Genomic DNA, 20,840 nt, shown 5'->3' with positions numbered 1-20,840 from the left:
GCTGATCGGCCCAAAAAGGTTCACCGCATCCGCCCGTATATCTGCGGAGGCTAACTGAAGAGCGGGAGCGTTGCCAGAGGGAGAAGAGGGCGCGCGCTCAACTCAGGAACGGCTTTGCCTTCATCGTCGCCGGCACCGGCACGCCGAGGCGCGCAAGCACCGTCGGCGCGAGCTGCAACTGATCGAGCAGCGTATTGGCTTCCGGACCCTCGCCGGATCCGAAGTAGTAAAGTGCGAAATTCTGCATCTCCTCGTCGTGGCCGCCATGATGGCCGCGATCGGTCTGGCCATGATCGGCGGTGACGATCACCTCGTAGCCGGCTTCCCGCCAGCGCGGCAGGAAGCCGGCGAGCATGGCGTCCATTGCATAGACGGCATGATCCATCTCGTGGCAGTCATGGCCGAAGCGGTGGCCCATCGAGTCCAGAGTACAGCTGTGCAGGATGCCGTAGTCGATGCCGTAGCGCCTGGTCAGCATGGTCAACGTCGCGAACAGGTCGACGTCGCTCGGCGTCATCTGGTTCCTGGCATTGTAGCCGGTCATGGTGTGGAACCGGCCATGGCTGATCGGCCTGCCCGGCTGGTCGAACTCCATGTCCTCGACCAGGTCGAACGGATAGGCCCGGAAGAATTCGGACCAGTAGGAGTGGGTGACCGCACCGGTCTTGCCGCCGGCCCTGCTGACTTCGGAAAAGATGTCCGGCTGTTCGACGCGAAACCGGTTCTCGTTCGACAGGATACCGTGCACTTGCGGCGGCACGCCGGTGTGGATCGAGGCATAGCAGGATGCCGAGGTCGACGGCAGCACGGAACACATTTTCCATACGCGGGCTTCGCCTGATTGCACCCAGCCTTCGAGATTGCCCATCAGCCGTCGCCAGTTCCGGTAAGGCACGCCGTCGAGGATGATGAGCAACAGTTTTGTGTCGAACGCCACGGAGTGTCTAATTTCCCGCGCTGGCCATGCGCCGTCCCTTGATCGCCTTTTCCAGCCAGCCGATCTCCATTTCGGGCACCGACGATAGCAAAAGATCGGTGTAGGCATCGAAGGGCGGCGTCAGCACCTTGCTCTTGGCCCCGTAGCGCACCACTTCGCCGCGATACATCACGGCGATCGAATCGGCGATCGACTTGACCGTGGCCAGGTCGTGGGTGATGAACAGATAGGCGACGTTTTCCTCTTTCTGCAGCCCGAGGAGCAGCTCCAGTATGCCGTGGGCGACCAGCGGATCGAGCGCCGAGGTCACCTCGTCGCAGATGATCAGCTTCGGCTTGGCGGCGAGCGAACGAGCGATGCAGACGCGCTGCTTCTGGCCGCCCGAAAGCTCGGCCGGATAGCGGTCGACATAGCCTTTACCCATTTCGATCTTGTCGAGCAGTTCGGCGACGCGTTTGTCGCGCTCAAGCCCGCGCATCCCAAAATAGAATTCCAGGGGCCGACCGATGATGGTGCCGACCGTCTGGCGCGGGTTCATCGCCACGTCGGCCATCTGGTAGATCATCTGCAGCTGGCGCAGGTCCTCCTTCGGCCGGTCGGCAAGTCGGTTGGCGAGCGGCCGTCCGTCGAAGGTGACGGTGCCTTGTTCGGGCGGCAAGAGGCCGGTGATGGCGCGCGCCAGTGTCGATTTGCCGGAGCCGGACTCGCCGACCACCGCCAGCGTCTGGCCGGGGAAAATATCGACCGAGACGTTCTTCAGCACCTTGATGTGACTGCGGCCATAGGCGGCGGTGATGTTCTTGACCGACAGGAACGGGCTCGTGCCGGGCTTCTGCTCCTGGTGTTCGATCTCATGCACCGAAACCAGCGCGTTGGTGTATTCTTGGCGCGGCTCCTTGATGATCTGGCGGGTGCCGCCCCATTCGACCAGCCGGCCGTGGCGCAACACCATGATCTCGTCCGAGACCTGGGCGACGACGGCAAGGTCGTGAGTGATGTAGAGTGCCGCGACATGCGTGTCGCGGATGGCATCCTTGATCGCCGCCAAGACGTCGATCTGCGTCGTCACGTCCAGCGCCGTGGTCGGCTCGTCGAAGACGATCAGGTCGGGCTCCGAGCACAGCGCCATTGCCGTCATCACGCGCTGCAGCTGACCGCCCGACACCTGGTGGGGAAAGCGCTCGCCGATGCTTTCGGGGTTCGGCAGGCTGAGCTTCTTGAACAGCGCCACGGCGCGCTTTTCGGCTTCGGCCCGCGTCGCCGTGCCGTGCAGGAGTGCTGCCTCGACCACCTGGTCCATCAGCCTGTGCGCCGGATTGAAGGCGGCTGCCGCCGATTGCGCGACATAGCAGACCTCGCGGCCGCGCAATTTGCGAAACCCTTCGTTGCCGCCCTTCAGGATGTCGCGGCCATTGAGGATGACCTCGCCGCCGGTGATGCGCACGCCGCCGCGGCCGTAGCCCATCGACGACAGGCCGATGGTCGATTTGCCGGCGCCGGACTCGCCGATCAATCCGAGCACCTTGCCCTTTTCGAGCGTCAGCGAGACATCGTGCACCAGCACGATGTTCTTCGGCGCCTCACCCGGCGGATATACCGTGGCCTCGATGCGCAGATTGCGGATGTCGAGCAGCACGCCGGACTTTGGTTGCCCGGGCTTCGGTTGCCCGGGCTTCGGTTGCCCGGGCTTCGGTTGCTTGTCAGCCATTACCCGCGTCCTCCCTTCAGGCTTGTCGTACGGTTGAGCACCCAGTCGGCGACGAGATTGACGGAAATCGCCAGCGCTGCGATCGCCGCCGCCGGAATGAGGGCGGCGCCTATGCCGAAGACGATGCCATCCTTGTTTTCCTTGACCATGCCGCCCCAATCGGCGTCCGGCGGCTGCACGCCAAGCCCGAGGAAGGACAGCGTCGACAGGAACAGTACGGCATAGATGAAGCGCAGGCCGAGTTCCGAAACCAGCGGCGACAGCGCATTGGGCAGGATTTCCCGGAAGATGATCCAGCCGCTGCCTTCGCCGCGCAATTTGGCCGCCTCGACATAGTCCATGACGTTGATATCGACGGCGACCGCCCTCGACAGGCGGTAGACGCGGGTCGAGTCGAGAACGCCCATGACCAGGATCAGCGTCACCAGATTGGATGGCAGCACCGACAGCACCACAAGCGCCATGATCAGCGTCGGGATCGACATCAGGAGATCGACGAGACGCGACAGAAGCGTGTCGAACCAGCCGCCGAAAACCGCCGCCGAGAAGCCGAGGATGGCGCCGAGCGAGAACGACAGCGCGGTCGCCAGCACCGCGATGAACAGGGTGATGCGGGCGCCATAGATCATGCGCGACAACAGATCGCGGCCGAGATTGTCGGTGCCCAGCCAATGCGCCGCCGACATCGGTTCCCAAGGGACGTCGCTGACGATCTCGGCATTGCCATGCGGCGCGATCCACGGCGCAAAGAGCGCTGCCAGCACGAACAGCGCCGTCAGCACGATGCCGACCAATGCCGGGATGGGGATGCGTTTGATGACGAGCATACCCGCCCCCCTCATTTCGGATGTCTGAGGCGCGGATTGGCGACGATCGCCGCTATGTCCGCGATGATGTTCAGGCTGATGTAGACAGCGGCGAAGATCAGCCCGACCGCCTGCACCACCGGCACGTCACGCTTGGTGACGTGGTCGACGAGGTATTGGCCCATGCCTGGATAGACAAAGATAACTTCGACCACGACGACGCCGACGATCAGGTAAGCGAGATTGAGCATCACGACGTTGATGATCGGCGCGATGGCATTGGGGAAGGCATGCCTGCGGATGACCGCGAAGGCCGAAAGCCCCTTGAGTTCGGCGGTCTCGACATAGGCGGACTGCATCACATTGAGGATCGCAGCGCGCGTCATGCGCATCATATGCGCGAGCACCACCAGGGTCAGCGCCGCCGCTGGCAGTGCTATGGCCTGAATGCGTTCGCCGAAAGGCATCCCGTCATAGACCGTGGAAATGGCGGGAAACCATTGATGTTGCACCGCGAAGAAAAAGACGAGCACATAGCCGATGAAGAATTCCGGAAACGAGGTCGAGGCGAGCGCTAACCCGGAGATCAGCTTGTCGACCCAGCCATTGCGGTAGCGCACCGCGATCAGGCCGAGGATGATCGCCAGCGGCACCGCGACGATCGCCGCCCAGAAGGCGAGGAACAGCGTGTTCCACAGCCTTCCCTTGATCGAGGTTGCGATATCCTGACCGCTCGACATAGCCGTGCCGAGATCACCGGTCAGGATGCCGCCGAGCCAACGAAAATAACGGATGTAAGCGGGATCATTGAGGCCGAGCTGCTCGCGCAGATTGGCGAGCGACTCCGGTGTCGCCGACTGCCCGAGAATGGCTTGCGCGACGTCGCCGGGCAGGATTTGGGTGCCGGCGAAGATCAGGACCGAAACGGCCAACAGCAGCAGAATGCCCAGCGCAATGCGCTGGGCCACCAGTTTCACGATGGGTGAGGACATATCCGCAAGGCCGGGCTCAGGCTTCGAGCCAGCACTTCGCCAGAGCATATCCGTTCATCAACTCCTGATGCGGATCATCCACCCAGCCGGCGACCTTGGCGCCCGTCGCGTCGATGAACTGATTGAACATCGGCAGGATCAAGCCGCCCTCGTCGCGCACCATCACAGCCATGTCGTGGTACATTGCCTTGCGCTTGGCCTCGTCGAGCTCGGCGCGAGCCGCCAGCACCATCTTGTCGAAATCCGGACGCTTGAAACGTGTGTCGTTCCAGTCGGCCGTCGACAGATAGGCGGTAGAGTACATCTGGTCCTGCGTCGACCGGCCGCCCCAGTAGGAGGCGCAGAAGGGCTGCTTGTTCCAGACTTCCGACCAGTAGCCGTCGCCCGGTTCGCGTTTGATCTCCAGCTTGATGCCGGCCTTGGCCGCGCTTTGCTGGAACAGCTGTGCGGCATCGACGGCACCGGGGAAGGCGACGTCCGACGTCCGGAGCAGGACGGCACCGTCATGGCCCGATTTCTTGTAGTGGAACTTGGCCTTATCGGGATCGTATTTGCGCTGCTCGATCTCGGTGAATAGCGGGTACGATGCATTGATCGGGAAGTCGTTGCCGAGCGAGCCATAGCCACGCAGCACCTTGTTCAGCATCTCCTCGCGGTCGATCGCCAGCTTCAACGCCATCCGCAAGTCGTTGTTGTCGAACGGCGCGGTGTCGCAGTGCATGATGAAGACGTAGTGGCCGGGTCCCGAATGGTTGCGGATGGTGACGCCGGGCACGCGCTTGATCAGATCGACGATCTTCGGCTCGACCCGGTTGATCATGTTGACCTGGCCGCCCTGCAGCGCCGCCGTGCGGGCCGTGGCGTCGTTGATGACGATGATCTCTATCTGGTCGGCATGGCCCATCTTGTCGCCCTGCCAGTAATTGGCGAAGCGCTCGCCGCCATGGCGCACGCCGGGCTCGTTGGTGGTGACCTTGTAAGGACCCGCCGAGATACCGGCATCGGCCTTGTCCTTGCCGCCGTTCGGCTGGATGATCAGGTGATAGTCGCTAAGCAGGTAGGGCAGGTCGGCATTCGGCTCCTTCAGCGTCAGCACCACTTCCTTGCCGCTGGCCTTTATGCTCTCGATGCCTTTCATGTAACCGAGCGCGCCGGACTTCGACTTCTCGTCCGAATGGCGTTCGAGGGTGGCGGCCACGTCCTCTGCGGTCACCTTCTTGCCGTCGTGGAACTCGACGCCATCGCGGATCTTCAGCGTCCAGGTCTTGGCGTCGTCCGACGAGCCGATCTCCTCGGCGATGCGGTTCTCGAGCTTGCCTTCGGGAGACAGTTCGACGATCAGTTCGCCCCACATCTTGCCGAAGGCGAACGGCACCTGCGTCATGAACAGCGCCGGATCGAGACTGTTGGTGGACTCGCCACCGACCAGGCCAGCCTTGAGCGTCCCGCCCTTGACCGGACCCGCCGCGCGTGCTGCACCGGAAAGCAGCGAATTGGCGAAGGTTACGGTGACGCCGAGCGCTGCTGCCCGGCCGAGAAAATCGCGACGGCTCAGCTTGCCGGACGCAACGCGCCGGCTCAGATATTCCAGTTCGTTCGACATGTTGAGTTCCTCACTCTGTTGGTCCGACCTTATGGTCGTTTTTCTCATTTCAATCGGGAGAATAATGACCGTAAGGGAAAGCGGTAAGCAAGACCGAATGCGACATGCCGTGGCGTAAATCGTGCGTCGCAATTGGACCAATCGCTATAAGCGCTCAAAGCAGCACGCGCGGGATTTTCTCCTCGAAATTGCGCTCGAAGACGAGTTTCTCGCCTTCATAGGCTTCAATTCTGGCGCTGACCACGAAGCTTTGCGCGTCGGACCGCATTTCGGCGAAGGTTTCGGTGCGCACCGACCATCCATTTCGCGACAGCGTCTGGCTCCAATGCGTCTTGCCCGAGGCTGACAGCGGATTGTCGGGATGGATCGCCCATGTCTCCCTGGCGATGCTGCCATTGGCGAGGCCATGCCCCAGGTCGCGCACCTCACCGAAATCGTCGACGATGGAAACCGTAATCATTCCGGTCTTTTCGTCGCGATCGACATGACGCTCGGAATTGGCGGGCCGAAGCGTCTCCGTTGCCCAGGGCGCAGCACCTTCGGGAGCGGGGAAGGTGACCTCGTCGCCTGTCGCTGGCGGGCGTACCGGCAGCATCAATGTCGCGGCCGACAATTCGAGCCGGACCGGCTCCGGCGACGGCCAGATCATCGGCCAGTAGGCGTTCGAAACGGCAACGCGCAAGCGATGGCCGACCGGCACGCGATAGGCGCATTGGTCGAGCACCACCCGGGCGCTGACGGTTTCGCCGGGCACTAGCGCTTCGGGAAATTCGTGCGAGTTGCGATGCGTCAGGTTGAGCACGCCGTACGAGATCAGCTCCGATGCCCCGTCCGGATGGACGTCGCACAGCCGAACCGCGATGTTCGCCTGGCGCCGGTCCGACGAGACCCTGACCACAACTTCGGGAGCACCGACAATGTCGATCGTTTCGGTCAGCACCGGCTGGTCGAAGCACACCGACAGCGCATCGTCGGGGCGCTGGTCACCCGGCAGTTCCGGGCCGAAGGTGAAGGGGAAATATTCGCCGCCGGCGAGGCCGCAGCTTTGCGGCGAAGCGACGATGGCGTGGTTGCCTTCAGCGATAAGCTCAACCTCTTGGGTCTTGATGTTGGGCGACGGCCATTCCGATTCAGCGACCCAGCGGCCCGGCCGCTCGGGATGCCAGCGCGCCGGACGCACGCTGTCCATGACATAGGCGCGGTAGGCGGGGTCGGCCTCGATGCCGGTGTCGATGTCCTTCAGCCAGCGGTCCCACCAGCGCAAGGCCTCCTGCAGGAAGCCGATGCGCGGTTCGGGCGCGGCGTAATGCGGGTATTTGTGGATCCACGGGCCGACGATGCCCTTGACCGGCGCCTCGATATTGACGGCGAGATGGGAAATCGTATTGCGATAGCCATCATGCCAGCCGCCGATCGACAGCACCGCGGCATGGATGGCGGAATAGTCCTCGCAGATCGAGCCGCGCTTCCAATAGGCATCGCGATGCTGGTGCTTCAGCCACAGCGGTGCCAGGAAGGGCTGGTTCTCCAGCCTGGTCAGCCACAGGTCGCGCCATCTGTTGTCGCCGGCCAGCAACGGATCCGGCGGCCTTGACGAATAGGACAGCATGGTCGAGGCCCAGCCGAAATTCTCGATCAGCAGGCAGCCGCCCTTGTAGTGGATGTCGTCGGCATAGCGGTCGACCGTCGAACAGAGACTGATGACCGCCTTCAGCGCCGGCGGCTGCTTGGCTGCTACCTGCAGGCAGTTGAAGCCGCCCCACGAAATGCCCATCATGCCGACATTGCCGTTGCACCAGGGCTGGTCCGCCGCCCAGGCGATGACGTCGCAAGCGTCCTGCAATTCCTGCTCGGAATATTCGTCGTCCATCAGCCCTTCGGAATCGCCATTGCCGCGCATGTCGACGCGGATCGAGGCGTAGCCGTGGCCGGCAAAATAGGGATGCGTCAGCTGATCACGATAGATCGTGCCGTCGCGCTTGCGATAGGGCAGGTGTTCGAGGATTGCCGGCACTGGATCGTCGGCAGCATCGGCCGGCATCCACACCCGCGCCGACAGCCGGCAGCCGTCCGGCATGATGATCCCCATATCCGGAAATTCGACGATCTTTCGTGGGAATTCAGTGACGATTTTCATGCGGGGCATAACGCCCCGCAGCGAGGCGACTTTCAATCGCTATTCGCGACTGGAGCAGCAAATTATGCGACCTGTCAGAGAGGCCGCGCGGCTACCGCAACTCGTCCACCAACTCCGGGTGTTTTTCCAACAGCGTCATCAGCTGAATGGTTGGGCCACTCGGCTCGATCAGACCCCGTTCGTATTTGTCGAAAGCGTTCTCGCCGACCTTGAACAGGGATCCTGCCTCGCGCTGCGACAGTTTGAGCTTTGTGCGCACGCGACGGATGGTGGCCGGTGCCGGAACGCCGTCGATCTTTTCTTTGAGGATGCGGAGCGCTGCATCGACGACGGTCATGTCGTCTCCGACATGCACGCCCTCACTTCCCGAAGAGGGATAATAACCCGGCAGGTCGACGATCATGCTCTCGCCCTTGTAAGTCACAGTGAACGGACGCACCCCACGCGTCAGCGTTTCTCCTGTTTCGGGGGAGGTCATGCTATTCGTTCCATTATTTTCTTTCATCGCCATAGTCACTTTTCCTTGAACGACATGACTGTGAATTCGGTCACGACGTCCGCCTGAAATTTCACATAGAGAACCAGGTCGCGTGCTGGCACGTAATAGACATCTTGCCAGACACGATGGTCGGCGAACGTCGTCATCGACTTTACAAACATCTTCCGCGTGATGCTGCCGATCACCTCGACAATACCGGCGCGATCAAAGCCCAGCCCAATGGCATCCCGCAGGGCGGACGTCGTGATTGCCAGCGTGTCGACAGAACCCAACTCGGCCTTGATTGCATCAAGATCGTAAGTGGGTCTGCGTTTCTCCATAACGCAATATGCCACCATAAAGGTGGCAATTCAAGCCATTGAACTTTGCGGCATTCAATTCAGCGGAATGTCGTTTTCGTCCTTGCCGGCCTGATAGGCGCCGGACAATTCGTCATAGCGCGCCGATATTGTGTGGATGCGCGCTTCCAGCCGACCGCGCTCGGGGTCGGGCAGCGAGCGCACCAATTTGCGGATCGAAAAGCTCTTCCAATAGGCATTCTCGGCATTGTAGCCGCCGGGATCGAGGGTGAAGACCTCTTTCAGGATCTTCAAATCGTGCGGGATGTCGAAGCTGTCGCGCGAGTCCTCGTGGCTGAACAGATAGAAGAAATTGTCGAAGCCGGTCCAGGTGATCGCCGACAGGCAGAGCGAGCAAGGTTCGTGCGTGGCAAGAAAGATCGCGTCCTTGGTATCGACGCGCTCGGCCTTCGGCATTTCGTAGAAGCGCTTCAGGCAGTGCACCTCGCCATGCCAGAGCGGGTTTTCCGTCTCGTTGTTGGTTTCGGCAAGCACCAGCGAGCGGTCGTCCTTGCGCAGAATGGCCGCGCCGAACAGCTTATTGCCGTGCGCAACGCCTTCGACGGTCTTCGGCACGATGTCGTGCTCGATGACGTCGAGCAGGCGATCGATCAGCGAAATGTCGGTCATCATCTAATCCCGTCGGGAAGATCGATCTCGTAGGCGTGCGAGAAATGGCACTCTTCGAGATTGGAGCCGTCGCCGCCGCGGTCGACGACCACAAAATCCTGGACATCGCCGATCGGCGTCAGCACGCCGTGCCACAGATTGCGCGGGTAGTTGACGCCTTGCCCGGGCGCGGTGATGAAGGCGTGCGGCTCGCCAGGTCCTTCCTCGCCATCATGGCAGACGACGACCAGGAACGGCCGTGGTGATAGCGGGATGAAGGCCTGGCTGCCAAACGGATGGCGCTCCACCATGGTCAGCTTCAACGGCAGCTCATAGGGCGTGCCACGCACCATCGAGATCAGCACGCGCGCATTCGGCCCTCGTGCTTCCGCCGTGGCGAGGTCATGGTAGCGCTCAGCCTTGCCGCCATTGATCGGATAATGGTTGTCGCCGCCCATATCGATGACGTCGCCGAATTCGGCGAAATTCTCGCGGGTCAGCGGCCGCGCGACGATGCGGGTCATGGTGTGGGTCTCACGACGCCGGCGCTGCCAAGCTTGGCGTGGCGGTTGACGTCCTTATAGAGGAGATAGCGGAATTTGCCCGGCCCGCCGGCATAACAAGCCTGCGGGCAGAAGGCGCGCAGCCACATATAGTCGCCGGCTTCGACTTCGACCCAGTCCTGGTTGAGACGGTAGACCGCCTTGCCCTCCAGCACATAGAGCCCGTGCTCCATGACGTGCGTCTCGGCGAAGGGAATGACCGCGCCAGGCTCGAGCGTGACGATGGTGACATGCATGTCGTGGCGCATGTCGGCCGGATCGACGAAGCGCGTGGTCGCCCATCGGCCTTCGGTACCCGGCATTGGCGACGGCGCGATGTCCTGTTCGTTGGCGAAGAACGCTTGCGGCTGGTCGATGCCGTCGACTGCGTCATAAGTCTTGCGGATCCAGTGAAAGCGGACGGCGGCACCGCTTTCATTGCGCACCGTCCACCCGCTCGCCGGCGGCAGGTAGGCAAAGCCGCCCGGCCTTAAGCTATGTTTCTTGTCGGCAAGCGAAACGCTTAGCTCGCCTTCGACCACGAACAGGGCACCTTCGGCGGCGGCGTCAAGCTCAGGGCGGTCGCTGCCGCCGCCGGGCGCGAGCTCGACGATATATTGCGAAAACGTCTCGGCAAAACCCGACAGCGGCCGCGACAGCACCCAGACGCGTGTCCCATCCCAGAACGGCAAGGCGCTGGTGACGATGTCCTGCATCACGCCCTTGGGGATGACGGCATAGGCCTGTGTGAACACAGCGCGGCCGGTCAGCAATTCGCTCTGGCCGGGATGTCCGCCCTGCGGCGCATAATAGGTTCGCTCGGCCATTTTCATCATATCCATAAATTCAAGCCTGTTGCGGAAGCCAGGGCCCATGGCGGCAGCCGAAGCCTATTGCGGAAGCATGTCCTTGAGACGAAGCAGCGCGATGCACTCGACCTGTCTGCAGGCGGTTTCGAATTCGACGTCGTGGCTGTTGCCGATACGCGCCTCGAACTCGGCCAGGATCTCCGCCTTGGTCTTTTCTTTCACCGCAATAATGAAGGGGAAACCGAAACTGGTGACGTAGGCGGCATTGAGTTTTGCGAACAGCTCGCGCTCCTTCTCGGTCAACGCGTCGAGCCCTGCCGAAGCCTGTTCCCTCGACGATTCCGCCGTCAGCCGCTTGGCCTGTGCCAGTTTTCCGGCAAGATCGGGGTGGGCATTGAGCACGGCAAACCGCTCGGCCTCGCTGGCCGCGCGAAACACACGGCAGAGCGCATTGTGCAGGCCGCCGGCACTGTCATGCGCCGGGCCGAGCTCCAGCTCATAAGCGCGCTCGGCAATCCACGGCGAATGCTCGAACACGCCGCCAAATGTATGGACGAAGGCCTCGAATTCCATTTTCGACGGGCGCAGCGCCGGCAACCGGAACGGATGCGTCTCCTGCCAATGTTTTGCGATGTCGATGCGCCGTGCCAGCCAGACCTTGTCGTGTGATTTGACGTAGTCGATGAAGCGCTTCAGTGCCGCGACCCGGCCCGGCCGGCCGACGAGGCGGCAGTGCAGGCCGATGTTCATCATGCGCGGCCGTCCTGCCTTGCCCTCGGCATAGAGCGTATCGAAACTATCCCTGAGATAGGCAAAGAACTGGTCGCCCGAGTTGAAGCCTTGCGGCGTGGCAAAGCGCATATCGTTGGCGTCGAGCGTATAGGGGATGACCAGCTGCGGCTTCGCCGACCCGTCCTGTGCCACATGCTCGAACCAGTAGGGCAGTTCGTCGTCATAGGTGTCCGACACATAGTCGAAGCCGCCCTCTTCCGCCGCCAGCCGCACCGTGTTGATCGAGGTGCGCCCGGTGTACCAGCCGGTCGGCCGCGCGCCTGTGACCTCATAATGCAGCCGGATCGCCGCTTCCATGTCGCGGCGCTCGTCTTCCGGGGTATGGTCGCGGTAGTCGATCCATTTCAGCCCGTGCGAGGCGATCTCCCAGCCGGCCTCCTGCATCGCCGCAACCTGGTCGGGCGAACGCGCCAGGGCCGTGGCGACGCCATAGCAGGTGATCGGCACCTGTGCCTCGCTGAACAGGCGCAGCAATCGCCAGAAGCCGGAACGGGCGCCGTATTCGTAGATCGATTCCATGTTCCAGTGGCGCTGGCCGGGCCAGGGCGCGGCGCCGACGATCTCCGACAGGAAAGCCTCCGAAGCCTTGTCGCCGTGGAGGACGCAATTCTCGCCGCCCTCTTCGTAATTGACGACGAACTGCACCGCGACATGCGCCCCGCCGGGCCATTTCGGATCCGGCGGATTGGCTCCGTAGCCGCGCATGTCTCGTTCGTAACGCATTCTCGCTCCTGCCGGAAATTGTGATCAGGATAGTCGAAAGGAGTGCCTGCGCATTCCCCCGAAATTTTTGAAAGTGTTTTTGTCGCGCTCCGCTCGACCGGGACTTATGCATCGCCTTTAATTGGCGCACAATTCATGAATAGTGTTCGACCGTTCAGGGAATGGAGCAGCCAGTGGCGGAAACGTCGAAAGCCGAAGGCGGGCGCCTGACGACCCACGTCCTCGACACTGCGGCCGGCAAACCGGCGGCCGGTCTGTCGATCGAGCTCTATCATCTTGACGGTCAGGCCCGGACGCATCTGAAAACGGTCGTCACCAATCATGACGGCCGTTGCGATGCTCCGCTGCTTGCCGGCGCGGAATTCCGCACCGGCGAATACGAGCTGGTCTTTGCGGCCGGCGATTATCTGCGCGGGCAAGGGACAAAACTGGCGGAACCGGCCTTCCTCGACCATGTGCCGATCCGCTTCGGTATGGCCGAGCCGATGCACTATCATGTGCCGCTGCTTCTGTCGCCGTACGGCTATTCGACCTACCGGGGAAGCTGAGATGGCAGGGATCAAGACACGCAACGAAATCCGCTTCATCCTCAATGGCGAGGACGTCGCGCTCGGCACGATTGCACCCGACCAGACCCTGCTCGACTGGCTGCGGCTCGACCGCTCGCTGCGCGGCACCAAGGAAGGTTGCGCCGAGGGCGACTGTGGCGCCTGCACGGTGCTGGTCGGCAGGCTCTCCGGTGGAACACTGGTCTATGAAAGCGTCAATGCCTGCATCCGCTTCCTTGGCTCGCTAGACGGCACGCATGTCGTGACCGTCGAGCATCTGCGCGGCGACGCAGGAAAACTGCATCCCGTGCAGCAGGCCATGGTCGATTTCCACGGCTCGCAATGCGGCTTCTGCACACCGGGTTTCGTCATGTCGCTTTATGCTCTGTGGATGCGGGCGCCGGAGCCGTCGGACGCCGCCATCGAAAAGGCGCTGCAAGGCAATCTCTGCCGCTGCACCGGATACGAGGCGATCATGCGCGCGGCGCGCGCCATCTCCAGCTACGGCACGGCGGCAAAGGATCCGTTGGCGGCGGAGCGCAAGGCAGTCACGGCCAAGCTCGAAGCGATGAAGGACGGTTCGCGCATCGAGATCGGCTCCGGCAACAAGCGGCTGATCGTGCCGGCCAATGCCGACGATCTGGCCAGCGTACTCGTCAAGGAGCCGGGCGCCACTATCGTCGCGGGTTCGACCGATGTCGGCCTTTGGGTGACCAAGCACATGCGCGATATTGCGCCGGCGGTTTTCATCGGCAATCTCGATGGTCTGTGCGGGATTTCCGAGGACAAGGGCGTCGTCTCGATCGGCGCCGGTGTCACCTATAGCGAAGCCTTCTCGACACTGGCGAAACGCATCCCGGCGCTCGGCCCGCTGTTCGACCGCATCGGCGGCGATCAGGTGCGCAACATGGGCACCATCGGCGGCAATATCGCCAACGGTTCGCCGATCGGCGACACGCCGCCGCCGCTGATCGCACTCGGTGCCCGCCTGACGCTGCGCCGCGGCGACAAGTGTCGAACGATCCCGCTAGAGGAGTTTTTCATCGCCTATGGCAAGCAGGACCGGCAGCCCGGCGAATTCGTCGAGGCCGTGCATGTTCCGGTGCCAGGTAGCGAGACGAAATTTGCCGTCTACAAGATCACCAAGCGCCGCGACGAAGACATCACAGCAGCGCTAGGCGCGTTTTTCCTGAAGCTCGCCGAGCATGACACGGTGGCGGATGTGCGCATCGCCTATGGCGGCATGGCGGCAACGCCGAAGCGAGCCTTTGGCGTCGAAAAGGCATTGCTTGGCAAGCCCTGGACGGAAGCGACGGTCGAGGCGGCGATGGCCGCGTACGCCGGCGATTTCACGCCGCTGACCGACATGCGGGCAAGCGCCGAATACCGGGCGCTGGCGGCACGCAACCTGCTGCTGCGCTTCTTTGCCGAAACCACCGGCACCCGGGCGCCGATCCAGGTATCACGGCACGAGGCGGCATGATGAACAAGCACGCCACCCCCAACCTGAAGGCGCAAAAAATCGCCGGCGGCGTCGCCACCGACCAGCGCCATGATTCCGCGCACAAGCATGTCAGTGGCACGGCCGTCTATATCGACGACATGCCGGAACCGGCCGGCACGCTGCACGGCTGCCTTGGGCTTTCGACGGCGACGCATGCCACCATCACCAGCATGGACCTGTCGGCGGTGCGCGCCGCACCCGGCGTCATCGACGTGCTGACGGCGAGCGACGTGCCAGGCGAGAACGACATTTCGCCGACCGGCCGTCACGACGAGCCGGTGCTGGCCGACGGCAAGGTGCAATTCTTTGGCCAACCGATCTTCTGCGTCATTGCCGAAACCCGCGAGCAGGCGCGCCGTGCAACGAGGCTGGCCAAGGTCGAATACAAGGAATTGCCGTTCGTCGCCGATGTCGGTGAGCTCGATCCCCGGAAAGATAAGCTGGTCACGCCGCCGCTGACGCTGAGGCGCGGTGATGCAGCGGCTGCGATCAATGCGGCGCCGCGCCGGCTGAAGGGAAAAATGCGCATAGGCGGCCAGGAGCATTTCTATCTCGAAGGTCATATCGCCTTGGCCATCCCCGGCGAGGACCACGACGTCACCATCTATTCCTCGACCCAGCACCCGAGCGAAATCCAGCACATGGTCAGCCATGCGCTGGGTGTGCCGAGCCATGCGGTGACGGTGGAAATCCGCCGGATGGGCGGCGCTTTCGGCGGTAAGGAAACGCAAGGCAATCAGTTTGCGGCATTGGCCGCTATCGCCGCGAAGAAACATCATCGGGCCGTGAAAATCCGGCCTGACCGCGACGACGACATGATCGCCACCGGCAAACGCCACGATTTCCTCGTCGACTACGAGGTCGGCTTCGACGACGAAGGCAATATTCTGGGCGTAGATTTCATGTTCGCGGCGCGCTGCGGCTTCTCGGCCGACCTCTCCGGCCCGGTCACTGACCGCGCGCTGTTCCATTGCGACAACACCTATTTCTGGCCGGCGGTGCACGCGCAATCGGCGCCGCTCTACACCAATACGGTATCGAACACCGCCTTTCGCGGCTTCGGCGGCCCGCAAGGCATGGTCGGCGCCGAGCGCGTCATCGACGAAGTCGCGTTTGCCGTCGGCAAGGACCCGCTCGAAATCCGCAAGAAGAATTTCTACGGCACCAGCGACCGCAACATCACTCCCTACCACCAGACGGTCGAGGACAACATCATCCACCGCATCGTCGCCGAGCTGGAGGCGAGTTCCGACTATGCGAGGCGCCGCCGCACCATCGATGCTTTCAATGCCAACAGCCGCTTCATCAAGCGCGGACTGGCGCTGACGCCGGTCAAGTTCGGCATCTCGTTCACCGCCACCCATTACAACCAGGCCGGCGCGCTGGTGCATGTCTATACCGATGGTTCGGTGCATCTGAACCACGGCGGCACCGAGATGGGGCAGGGCCTCTATGTCAAGGTGGCGCAGGTTGTGGCGGAAGAGTTCCAGATCGACCTCGATCAGGTCAAGATCACCGCGACGACGACCGGCAAGGTGCCGAATACCTCGGCCACCGCCGCGTCTTCCGGCTCCGACCTCAACGGCATGGCGGCGCAGAATGCCGCCCGCCAGATCAAGGACCGGTTGACCAATTTTGCCGTCGAGAGATACCAGGTGCCGCGCGACCAGGTGCTGTTCCTGCCCAACCGCGTGCGCATCGGCAACCAGGAGATCGCCTTCGCCGATCTCGTCAGGCAGGCTTATATGGCGCGCATCCAGCTTTCGGCGGCGGGTTTCTACAAGACGCCGAAAATCCATTGGGACCGCGACAAGGGCGAGGGCCATCCCTTCTACTATTTCGCTTACGGCGCCGCGTGCTCGGAAGTGTCTGTCGACACGCTGACCGGCGAATATATCGTCGAGCGCACCGACATCCTGCACGAAACCGGCCGCTCGCTGAACCGCGCCATCGACCTCGGCCAGATCGAGGGCGGGTTCATCCAGGGCATGGGCTGGCTGACAACGGAGGAACTGTGGTGGGACGACAAGGGGCGGCTGCGCACCCATGCGCCATCGACCTACAAGATCCCGCTCGCGTCGGACCGGCCGAAGATTTTTAATGTGACTTTGGCCGACTGGGCGCAAGCAGGCGAGCCGACGGTGTACCGCTCCAAGGCGGTCGGCGAGCCGCCCTTTCCGCTCGCAATGTCGGTGCTGCATGCGCTGTCGGACGCAGTGGCGAGCGTTGCCAGCCACAAGATCTGCCCGCGCCTCGACCCGCCGGCCACGCCGGAGCGTGTGCTGATGGCGATCGAACGGCTGAAGCGCGAAGCCAAAACCGGCACTTGAATCCCGGAAAACGTGCAATTCAGGCCGAAAAACTCTATATTTCCCGATAGGGAACGCAAATGATGAACGCGAAAGTGCAGAGCCTGAAAGCCTTTCTTGCCGGCGCCGGCCGGGTCGCCTTCGTTGAGGTGGCCCGGACAAAAGGTTCGACGCCGCGCGAGACGGGTGCCTTCATGCTCGTCTCAGGATCGGCCACTTTCGGTACGATCGGCGGCGGCCAGCTCGAATACATGGCGATCGACAAAGCGCGACAGATGCTTTTCTCCCCCCTTGAGGGGGAGATGGCCGCGGAGCGGCCAGAGGGGGTCGTCTCAGAAGGTACCGCCAGCGCGTCGAGCACTGCCGCGGCGACCCCACCCGGCGGCTTCGCCGCCACCCTCCCCTCAACGGGGAGGGATATCCGCGCCACCCTCGACATCGCGCTCGGCCCGGACATCGGGCAGTGCTGCGGCGGCAGGGTCGAGCTCCTGATCCAGCTAGTCGACCCTGCGCTTGAAGCCAAGCTGGTTGCGGCGGCGGAAACCGAGGAAGCGCAGCGACCGCATGTCTACATCCTCGGCGGCGGCCATGTCGGCCAAGCGCTGGCCTCCGCGATGGCCTTGCTGCCGGTGCATGTCGTCGTTGTCGAGACGCGAGCCGAGGCGCTCAAAGGCATGCCGGAAGCGGTCGAAACCAAGCTGACGCCGATGCCTGAGGCGATGGTGCGCGAAGCCCCGGCTGGATCCGCCTTCGTCGTCCTTACACATGACCACGCGCTGGACTTCCTGATCGTCGCCGAGGCTCTGAAACGCCGGGATGCCGCCTATGTCGGCATGATCGGCTCCAGGACCAAGAAGGCGACCTTCTGGAACTGGTTCCTGAAATCGGCGGACGGAAGCGAGGCGGAATTTGCCCACCTCGTCTCGCCGATCGGCGGCGATGCCGTTAAGGACAAGCGCCCGCAGGTGATCGCCGCACTCGCCGTAGCCGAGATTATGACAGCGTTGGCCGGCCATGCGGCGGCACCGTTCGCTCAGTCCAAAGCCCCTCACCGCAAGGCGATGGCTGGCTGACGTTTTGGCTATTCCTTCTCCTGCGTGTGCGCCTCAAGGAACCACAGCAATTTGTCGAGCGAGCGTGAATAGGCGGTGAAGATGTCGGCGGTGTCGGCATCGCCCGCGCCGGCCGCCTCGTCGATCGCCGCGCGTGCCCGCTTGGCGGTTGCGGCATAGCGGTCGATCAGCGCCGCCAGATGATCCCGGGTCTTGTGGATGTCGGTCGGATAGGCCTCGAGCATAGTCGCCTTCGACACCTCTTGCGATGTGCCGAGCGCCGTCCCGCCGAGCTGTACGGCGCGCTCGGCAATGGTGTCGACATGGCCGTCGAGCTCCTCGCGGAACGTGTCGAGCATCTCGTGGATGGCGATGAATTGCGGTCCCTTAACGTTCCAGTGCGCCTGCTTGGTGATCAAGGCCAGATCGATGGCGTCAGCGAGGCGGGCATTGAGAAGATCGATACACTCTTTCTTGGCATTGGATTGCAGGTCGTTGCGGGTGGCGATGGCATCCATGATCGGCTCCTGTGGCGGTTGCGTCCGCTTGGTTTGAAGAGGGCGAAGTTTGTGGAAGGTCAATCGAACATGCGCGCAGACGCCCTCATCGCCGCGCGGCACAGCATCCCAAAACGGCGATCTCCGACTTTCGTTCCGCTCGTCGTTTACGCCGGCCTTTTCAAGCCCAGATGGTCGCGCAGCGTGCTGCCTTCATAATCCGTACGGAACAGCCCGCGCCGCTGTAGCTCCGGCACGACTAGTGTGGCAAAGGCATCGAGTTGGCCGGGAAAATAGGATGGCATGACGTTGAAACCGTCTGCGGCGCCGCCCTCGAAGCGTGCCTCGAGCTCGTCGGCGATCTGGGCGGGCGTTCCGACGACGCGCCAATGGCCGCGCGCGCCGGCGAAATGACGGGCAAGCTGGCGAATGGACAGCTTATCGCGGCGTGATTGCTCGATGACGAGCGCCTGCCGGCTCTGCATGCCTTCGCTGGCCGGCAGCTCGGGCAGCGGTCCGTCGATGGGATAGCGCGCGAGATCGGGTATGCTGAGATAGCTGGAAAGCAGCGCGACACCGACATCGTCCGGTATCAGCTCCTGCAGTTCATCATGTTTTGCCCGGGCTTCCGCTTCGCTTGCCGCGACGACCGGCGCGACGCCAGGCATGATCTTGAGGTCGTCCGGCTCGCGCCCATAGGCCGCCAGCCGTCCCCTGAGGTCGTCGTAGAAGGCCTTCCCCTCCTCGAATGTCTGCGCCGCAGTGAACACCACATCGGCGGTCCGGGCGGCGAGATCGCGGCCTTCGTCCGACGCTCCCGCCTGAACCATGACCGGCGCACCTTGTGGCGAGCGCGGCAGATCAAGCGGGTCGCGCACCGAAAAGCTTCTGCCTTCGTGTCCGCCCTGGCCTTGCCAAAGGCCAGCGACCACGGCAGCGAATTCGCGCGCCCGTTCATAGCGGTCGGCATGCGGGCGCAGACCGGTCGAGCCGAAATTGGCGGCCTCGATCTGGCTGGCGGAAGTGACAAGGTTCCAGCCGGCACGGCCGCCGCTCAGATGGTCGAGCGACAGGAAGGTTCGCGCCAGCCCGTAAGGCTCGTTATAGCTCGTCGACGCCGTGGAGACGAGGCCGATGCGCGCCGTCTGGACGGCGAGCGCGGCAAGCAGGCTGATCGGCTCGAAGCCGATCGAGCGCGACGTTTGGCTGGCGATGTTGACATTGGCCTCGCGCACGCCGGCGGCGTCCTCGCAGAAGATCATGTCGAACTTTGCCGCTTCCGCCGTCCGCGCCAGCTGGATGTAATGATCGATGTCGATGCCGGCCGTGACATGCGCCTGCGGATGGCGCCAGGCGGCGATGTGGTGGCCTGTCGCCCACAGGAAGGCGCCGAGCTTCATCTGGCCTCGACCGGCGCTCATTGCCGATCCTCCCCTGCAAGCCCGAGATGGGCGCGCAGTGTCGCCGCGCTGTAGCCGGACTGGACAAGGCCGCGGCGGCGAAGCTCCGGCAGCACGAGACCGACGAAATCGTCGAGCGCCGATGTGAACGGCATGGCGATATTGAAGCCGTCGCAGGCTTTCGAGCGAAAGCACTCTTCGAGGCTGTCCGCAAACAGGTCCGGCGCGGCGGTTATTTCGGCGCTGCCGGTAACGTTCATCAGCACTTTCAGCGCCTCCGGCCTGCGCCCGAAGGCAAGCGCACGGCGCTTCAGATCGCCAGCCTTCGCCGGCTCGATCGATGGCTCATCCAGCAGGACGACATCGGCGGTGCGGGCGGCGATATACATGGCGGGCTCGGACAGGCCGGACATGACCAGCACCGGCGTGTCCTGCGGCGACCGCGCCACGTTGAGCGGCCCGCGCACGGAAAAGTATTCGCGCTTGTGGTCGAGAAGGTGCATCTTCTCGGGATCGAAGAAGCGGCCGCCAACTTTGTCGAACAGCAGCGCGTCTGCGTCCCAGCCTTTCCACAAGCCTTGCACGATGCCGATGAATTCATCGGCGCGCAGGCGGAAATCGTCGCAGGAAAACCCTTCCGGCCGGCTGAAATTGGCGGCCTCGCGCGGGTCGGGCATCATGCTCGTGTTCCAGCCGGTGCGGCCATGGCTGATGATATCGAGCGAGGCGAAACGGCGCGCGAGATTATAGGGCTGGTGGGCGACCGTCGACGCGGCAGCGACGAGGCCGATCCTGCTTGTCACCGTCGCCAGGGCCGCCACCAAGGTCGTTGCTTCGAAGCGCATTTGCCGGTTCAGCCCGCCTGCAACCGGCGCGGAATCGCCGAGCAACACCATATCCAGACCGGCCGCTTCGGCTTCTTGCACGAACCGCGTCAGCAGACTGAAGTCCGGGCCGGCGTCGGGCGGATGGGAAGGAGCGGCTTCCGGAGACAGTGAAACGGCGAGACACATTGTGGCGCCGTTGGCCATCGCT

19 protein-coding genes are annotated in these 20,840 nt (G+C 63.1%); 4 read left to right on the top strand and 15 right to left on the bottom strand.

Annotated features, from left to right (window positions below):
• Positions 1–97 precede the first annotated feature (97 nt).
• From NKH41_RS01805 to puuE, 12 genes are all read right to left on the bottom strand, one after another.
• Entirely contained in the window at positions 98–937 is an 840-nt protein-coding gene (locus NKH41_RS01805) for an alkaline phosphatase family protein (protein WP_352768957.1), read from the bottom strand.
• A gap of 7 nt (positions 938–944) precedes the next feature.
• On the bottom strand, positions 945–2,645 hold the full coding sequence (locus NKH41_RS01800; RefSeq protein WP_352768960.1) for an ABC transporter ATP-binding protein: 1,701 nt from the start codon (positions 2,643–2,645) through the stop codon (positions 945–947).
• A complete protein-coding gene (locus NKH41_RS01795) occupies positions 2,645–3,472 on the bottom strand; it encodes an ABC transporter permease (RefSeq protein ID WP_352768963.1) in 828 nt (275 codons plus the stop codon). The genes NKH41_RS01800 and NKH41_RS01795 overlap by 1 nt, the downstream gene beginning before the upstream one ends.
• 11 nt (positions 3,473–3,483) lie before the next feature.
• A complete protein-coding gene (locus tag NKH41_RS01790; protein WP_352469849.1) occupies positions 3,484–4,443 on the bottom strand; it encodes an ABC transporter permease in 960 nt (319 codons plus the stop codon).
• A gap of 16 nt (positions 4,444–4,459) precedes the next feature.
• The gene (locus tag NKH41_RS01785) at positions 4,460–6,046 is read right to left on the bottom strand and encodes an ABC transporter substrate-binding protein (RefSeq protein ID WP_352768966.1); all 1,587 of its coding nucleotides are present in this window, start codon (positions 6,044–6,046) and stop codon (positions 4,460–4,462) included.
• A gap of 154 nt (positions 6,047–6,200) precedes the next feature.
• Entirely contained in the window at positions 6,201–8,183 is a 1,983-nt protein-coding gene (locus NKH41_RS01780) for a CocE/NonD family hydrolase (protein WP_352768968.1), read from the bottom strand.
• Between the two features lie 91 nt (positions 8,184–8,274).
• Entirely contained in the window at positions 8,275–8,694 is a 420-nt protein-coding gene (locus tag NKH41_RS01775; RefSeq protein WP_352614344.1) for a type II toxin-antitoxin system MqsA family antitoxin, read from the bottom strand.
• 2 nt (positions 8,695–8,696) lie between these two features.
• Positions 8,697–9,002: a type II toxin-antitoxin system MqsR family toxin gene (locus NKH41_RS01770; protein ID WP_352614345.1), complete on the bottom strand. Its 306-nt coding sequence runs from the start codon at positions 9,000–9,002 to the stop codon at positions 8,697–8,699.
• Between the two features lie 54 nt (positions 9,003–9,056).
• A complete protein-coding gene (locus NKH41_RS01765) occupies positions 9,057–9,650 on the bottom strand; it encodes a nucleoside deaminase (protein ID WP_352469853.1) in 594 nt (197 codons plus the stop codon).
• Positions 9,650–10,153 carry an ureidoglycolate lyase gene (locus tag NKH41_RS01760; RefSeq protein WP_352768971.1) on the bottom strand — a complete coding sequence of 168 codons (504 nt, stop codon included), beginning with the start codon at positions 10,151–10,153 and terminating at the stop codon, positions 9,650–9,652. Before NKH41_RS01760 ends, NKH41_RS01765 begins: the two co-directional genes overlap by 1 nt.
• The gene (locus NKH41_RS01755) at positions 10,150–10,998 is read right to left on the bottom strand and encodes a bifunctional allantoicase/(S)-ureidoglycine aminohydrolase (protein WP_502895675.1); all 849 of its coding nucleotides are present in this window, start codon (positions 10,996–10,998) and stop codon (positions 10,150–10,152) included. Before NKH41_RS01755 ends, NKH41_RS01760 begins: the two co-directional genes overlap by 4 nt.
• A 63-nt stretch (positions 10,999–11,061) precedes the next feature.
• Positions 11,062–12,495, bottom strand: a complete 1,434-nt coding sequence (puuE, locus tag NKH41_RS01750) for an allantoinase PuuE (protein WP_352768976.1) — start codon at positions 12,493–12,495, stop codon at positions 11,062–11,064.
• 173 nt (positions 12,496–12,668) lie between these two features.
• Between puuE and uraH the strand changes: the two genes are divergently transcribed.
• From uraH to xdhC, 4 genes are all read left to right on the top strand, one after another.
• Positions 12,669–13,043 (top strand): hydroxyisourate hydrolase, encoded by a 375-nt coding sequence (uraH, locus tag NKH41_RS01745; protein WP_352469857.1) that lies wholly within the window; start codon positions 12,669–12,671, stop codon positions 13,041–13,043.
• Between the two features lies 1 nt (position 13,044).
• Positions 13,045–14,526, top strand: a complete 1,482-nt coding sequence (gene xdhA / locus NKH41_RS01740) for a xanthine dehydrogenase small subunit (RefSeq protein ID WP_352768979.1) — start codon at positions 13,045–13,047, stop codon at positions 14,524–14,526.
• Entirely contained in the window at positions 14,526–16,877 is a 2,352-nt protein-coding gene (gene xdhB, locus NKH41_RS01735) for a xanthine dehydrogenase molybdopterin binding subunit (RefSeq protein ID WP_352767441.1), read from the top strand. The genes xdhA and xdhB overlap by 1 nt, the downstream gene beginning before the upstream one ends.
• A 62-nt stretch (positions 16,878–16,939) precedes the next feature.
• Positions 16,940–17,929, top strand: a complete 990-nt coding sequence (xdhC, locus tag NKH41_RS01730) for a xanthine dehydrogenase accessory protein XdhC (protein ID WP_352769236.1) — start codon at positions 16,940–16,942, stop codon at positions 17,927–17,929.
• An 8-nt stretch (positions 17,930–17,937) separates the two neighbouring features.
• Here the strand turns inward: xdhC and dps are convergent, their stop codons facing one another.
• The 3 genes from dps to NKH41_RS01715 form a co-directional block, all read right to left on the bottom strand.
• The gene (dps, locus tag NKH41_RS01725; RefSeq protein WP_352469859.1) at positions 17,938–18,426 is read right to left on the bottom strand and encodes a DNA starvation/stationary phase protection protein Dps; all 489 of its coding nucleotides are present in this window, start codon (positions 18,424–18,426) and stop codon (positions 17,938–17,940) included.
• A 146-nt stretch (positions 18,427–18,572) separates the two neighbouring features.
• Positions 18,573–19,826 (bottom strand): LLM class flavin-dependent oxidoreductase, encoded by a 1,254-nt coding sequence (locus NKH41_RS01720; protein ID WP_352767337.1) that lies wholly within the window; start codon positions 19,824–19,826, stop codon positions 18,573–18,575.
• The gene (locus NKH41_RS01715; RefSeq protein ID WP_352768983.1) at positions 19,823–20,836 is read right to left on the bottom strand and encodes an LLM class flavin-dependent oxidoreductase; all 1,014 of its coding nucleotides are present in this window, start codon (positions 20,834–20,836) and stop codon (positions 19,823–19,825) included. The genes NKH41_RS01720 and NKH41_RS01715 overlap by 4 nt, the downstream gene beginning before the upstream one ends.
• Between the last annotated feature and the right edge of the window lie 4 nt (positions 20,837–20,840).

It is taken from the genome of Mesorhizobium sp. M1169 (assembly GCF_040318345.1).
GTDB lineage: Bacteria > Pseudomonadota > Alphaproteobacteria > Rhizobiales > Rhizobiaceae > Mesorhizobium.
The sequence above is the reverse complement of the archived record's forward strand: the minus strand, read 5'-3'. Positions and strand labels throughout refer to the sequence as shown.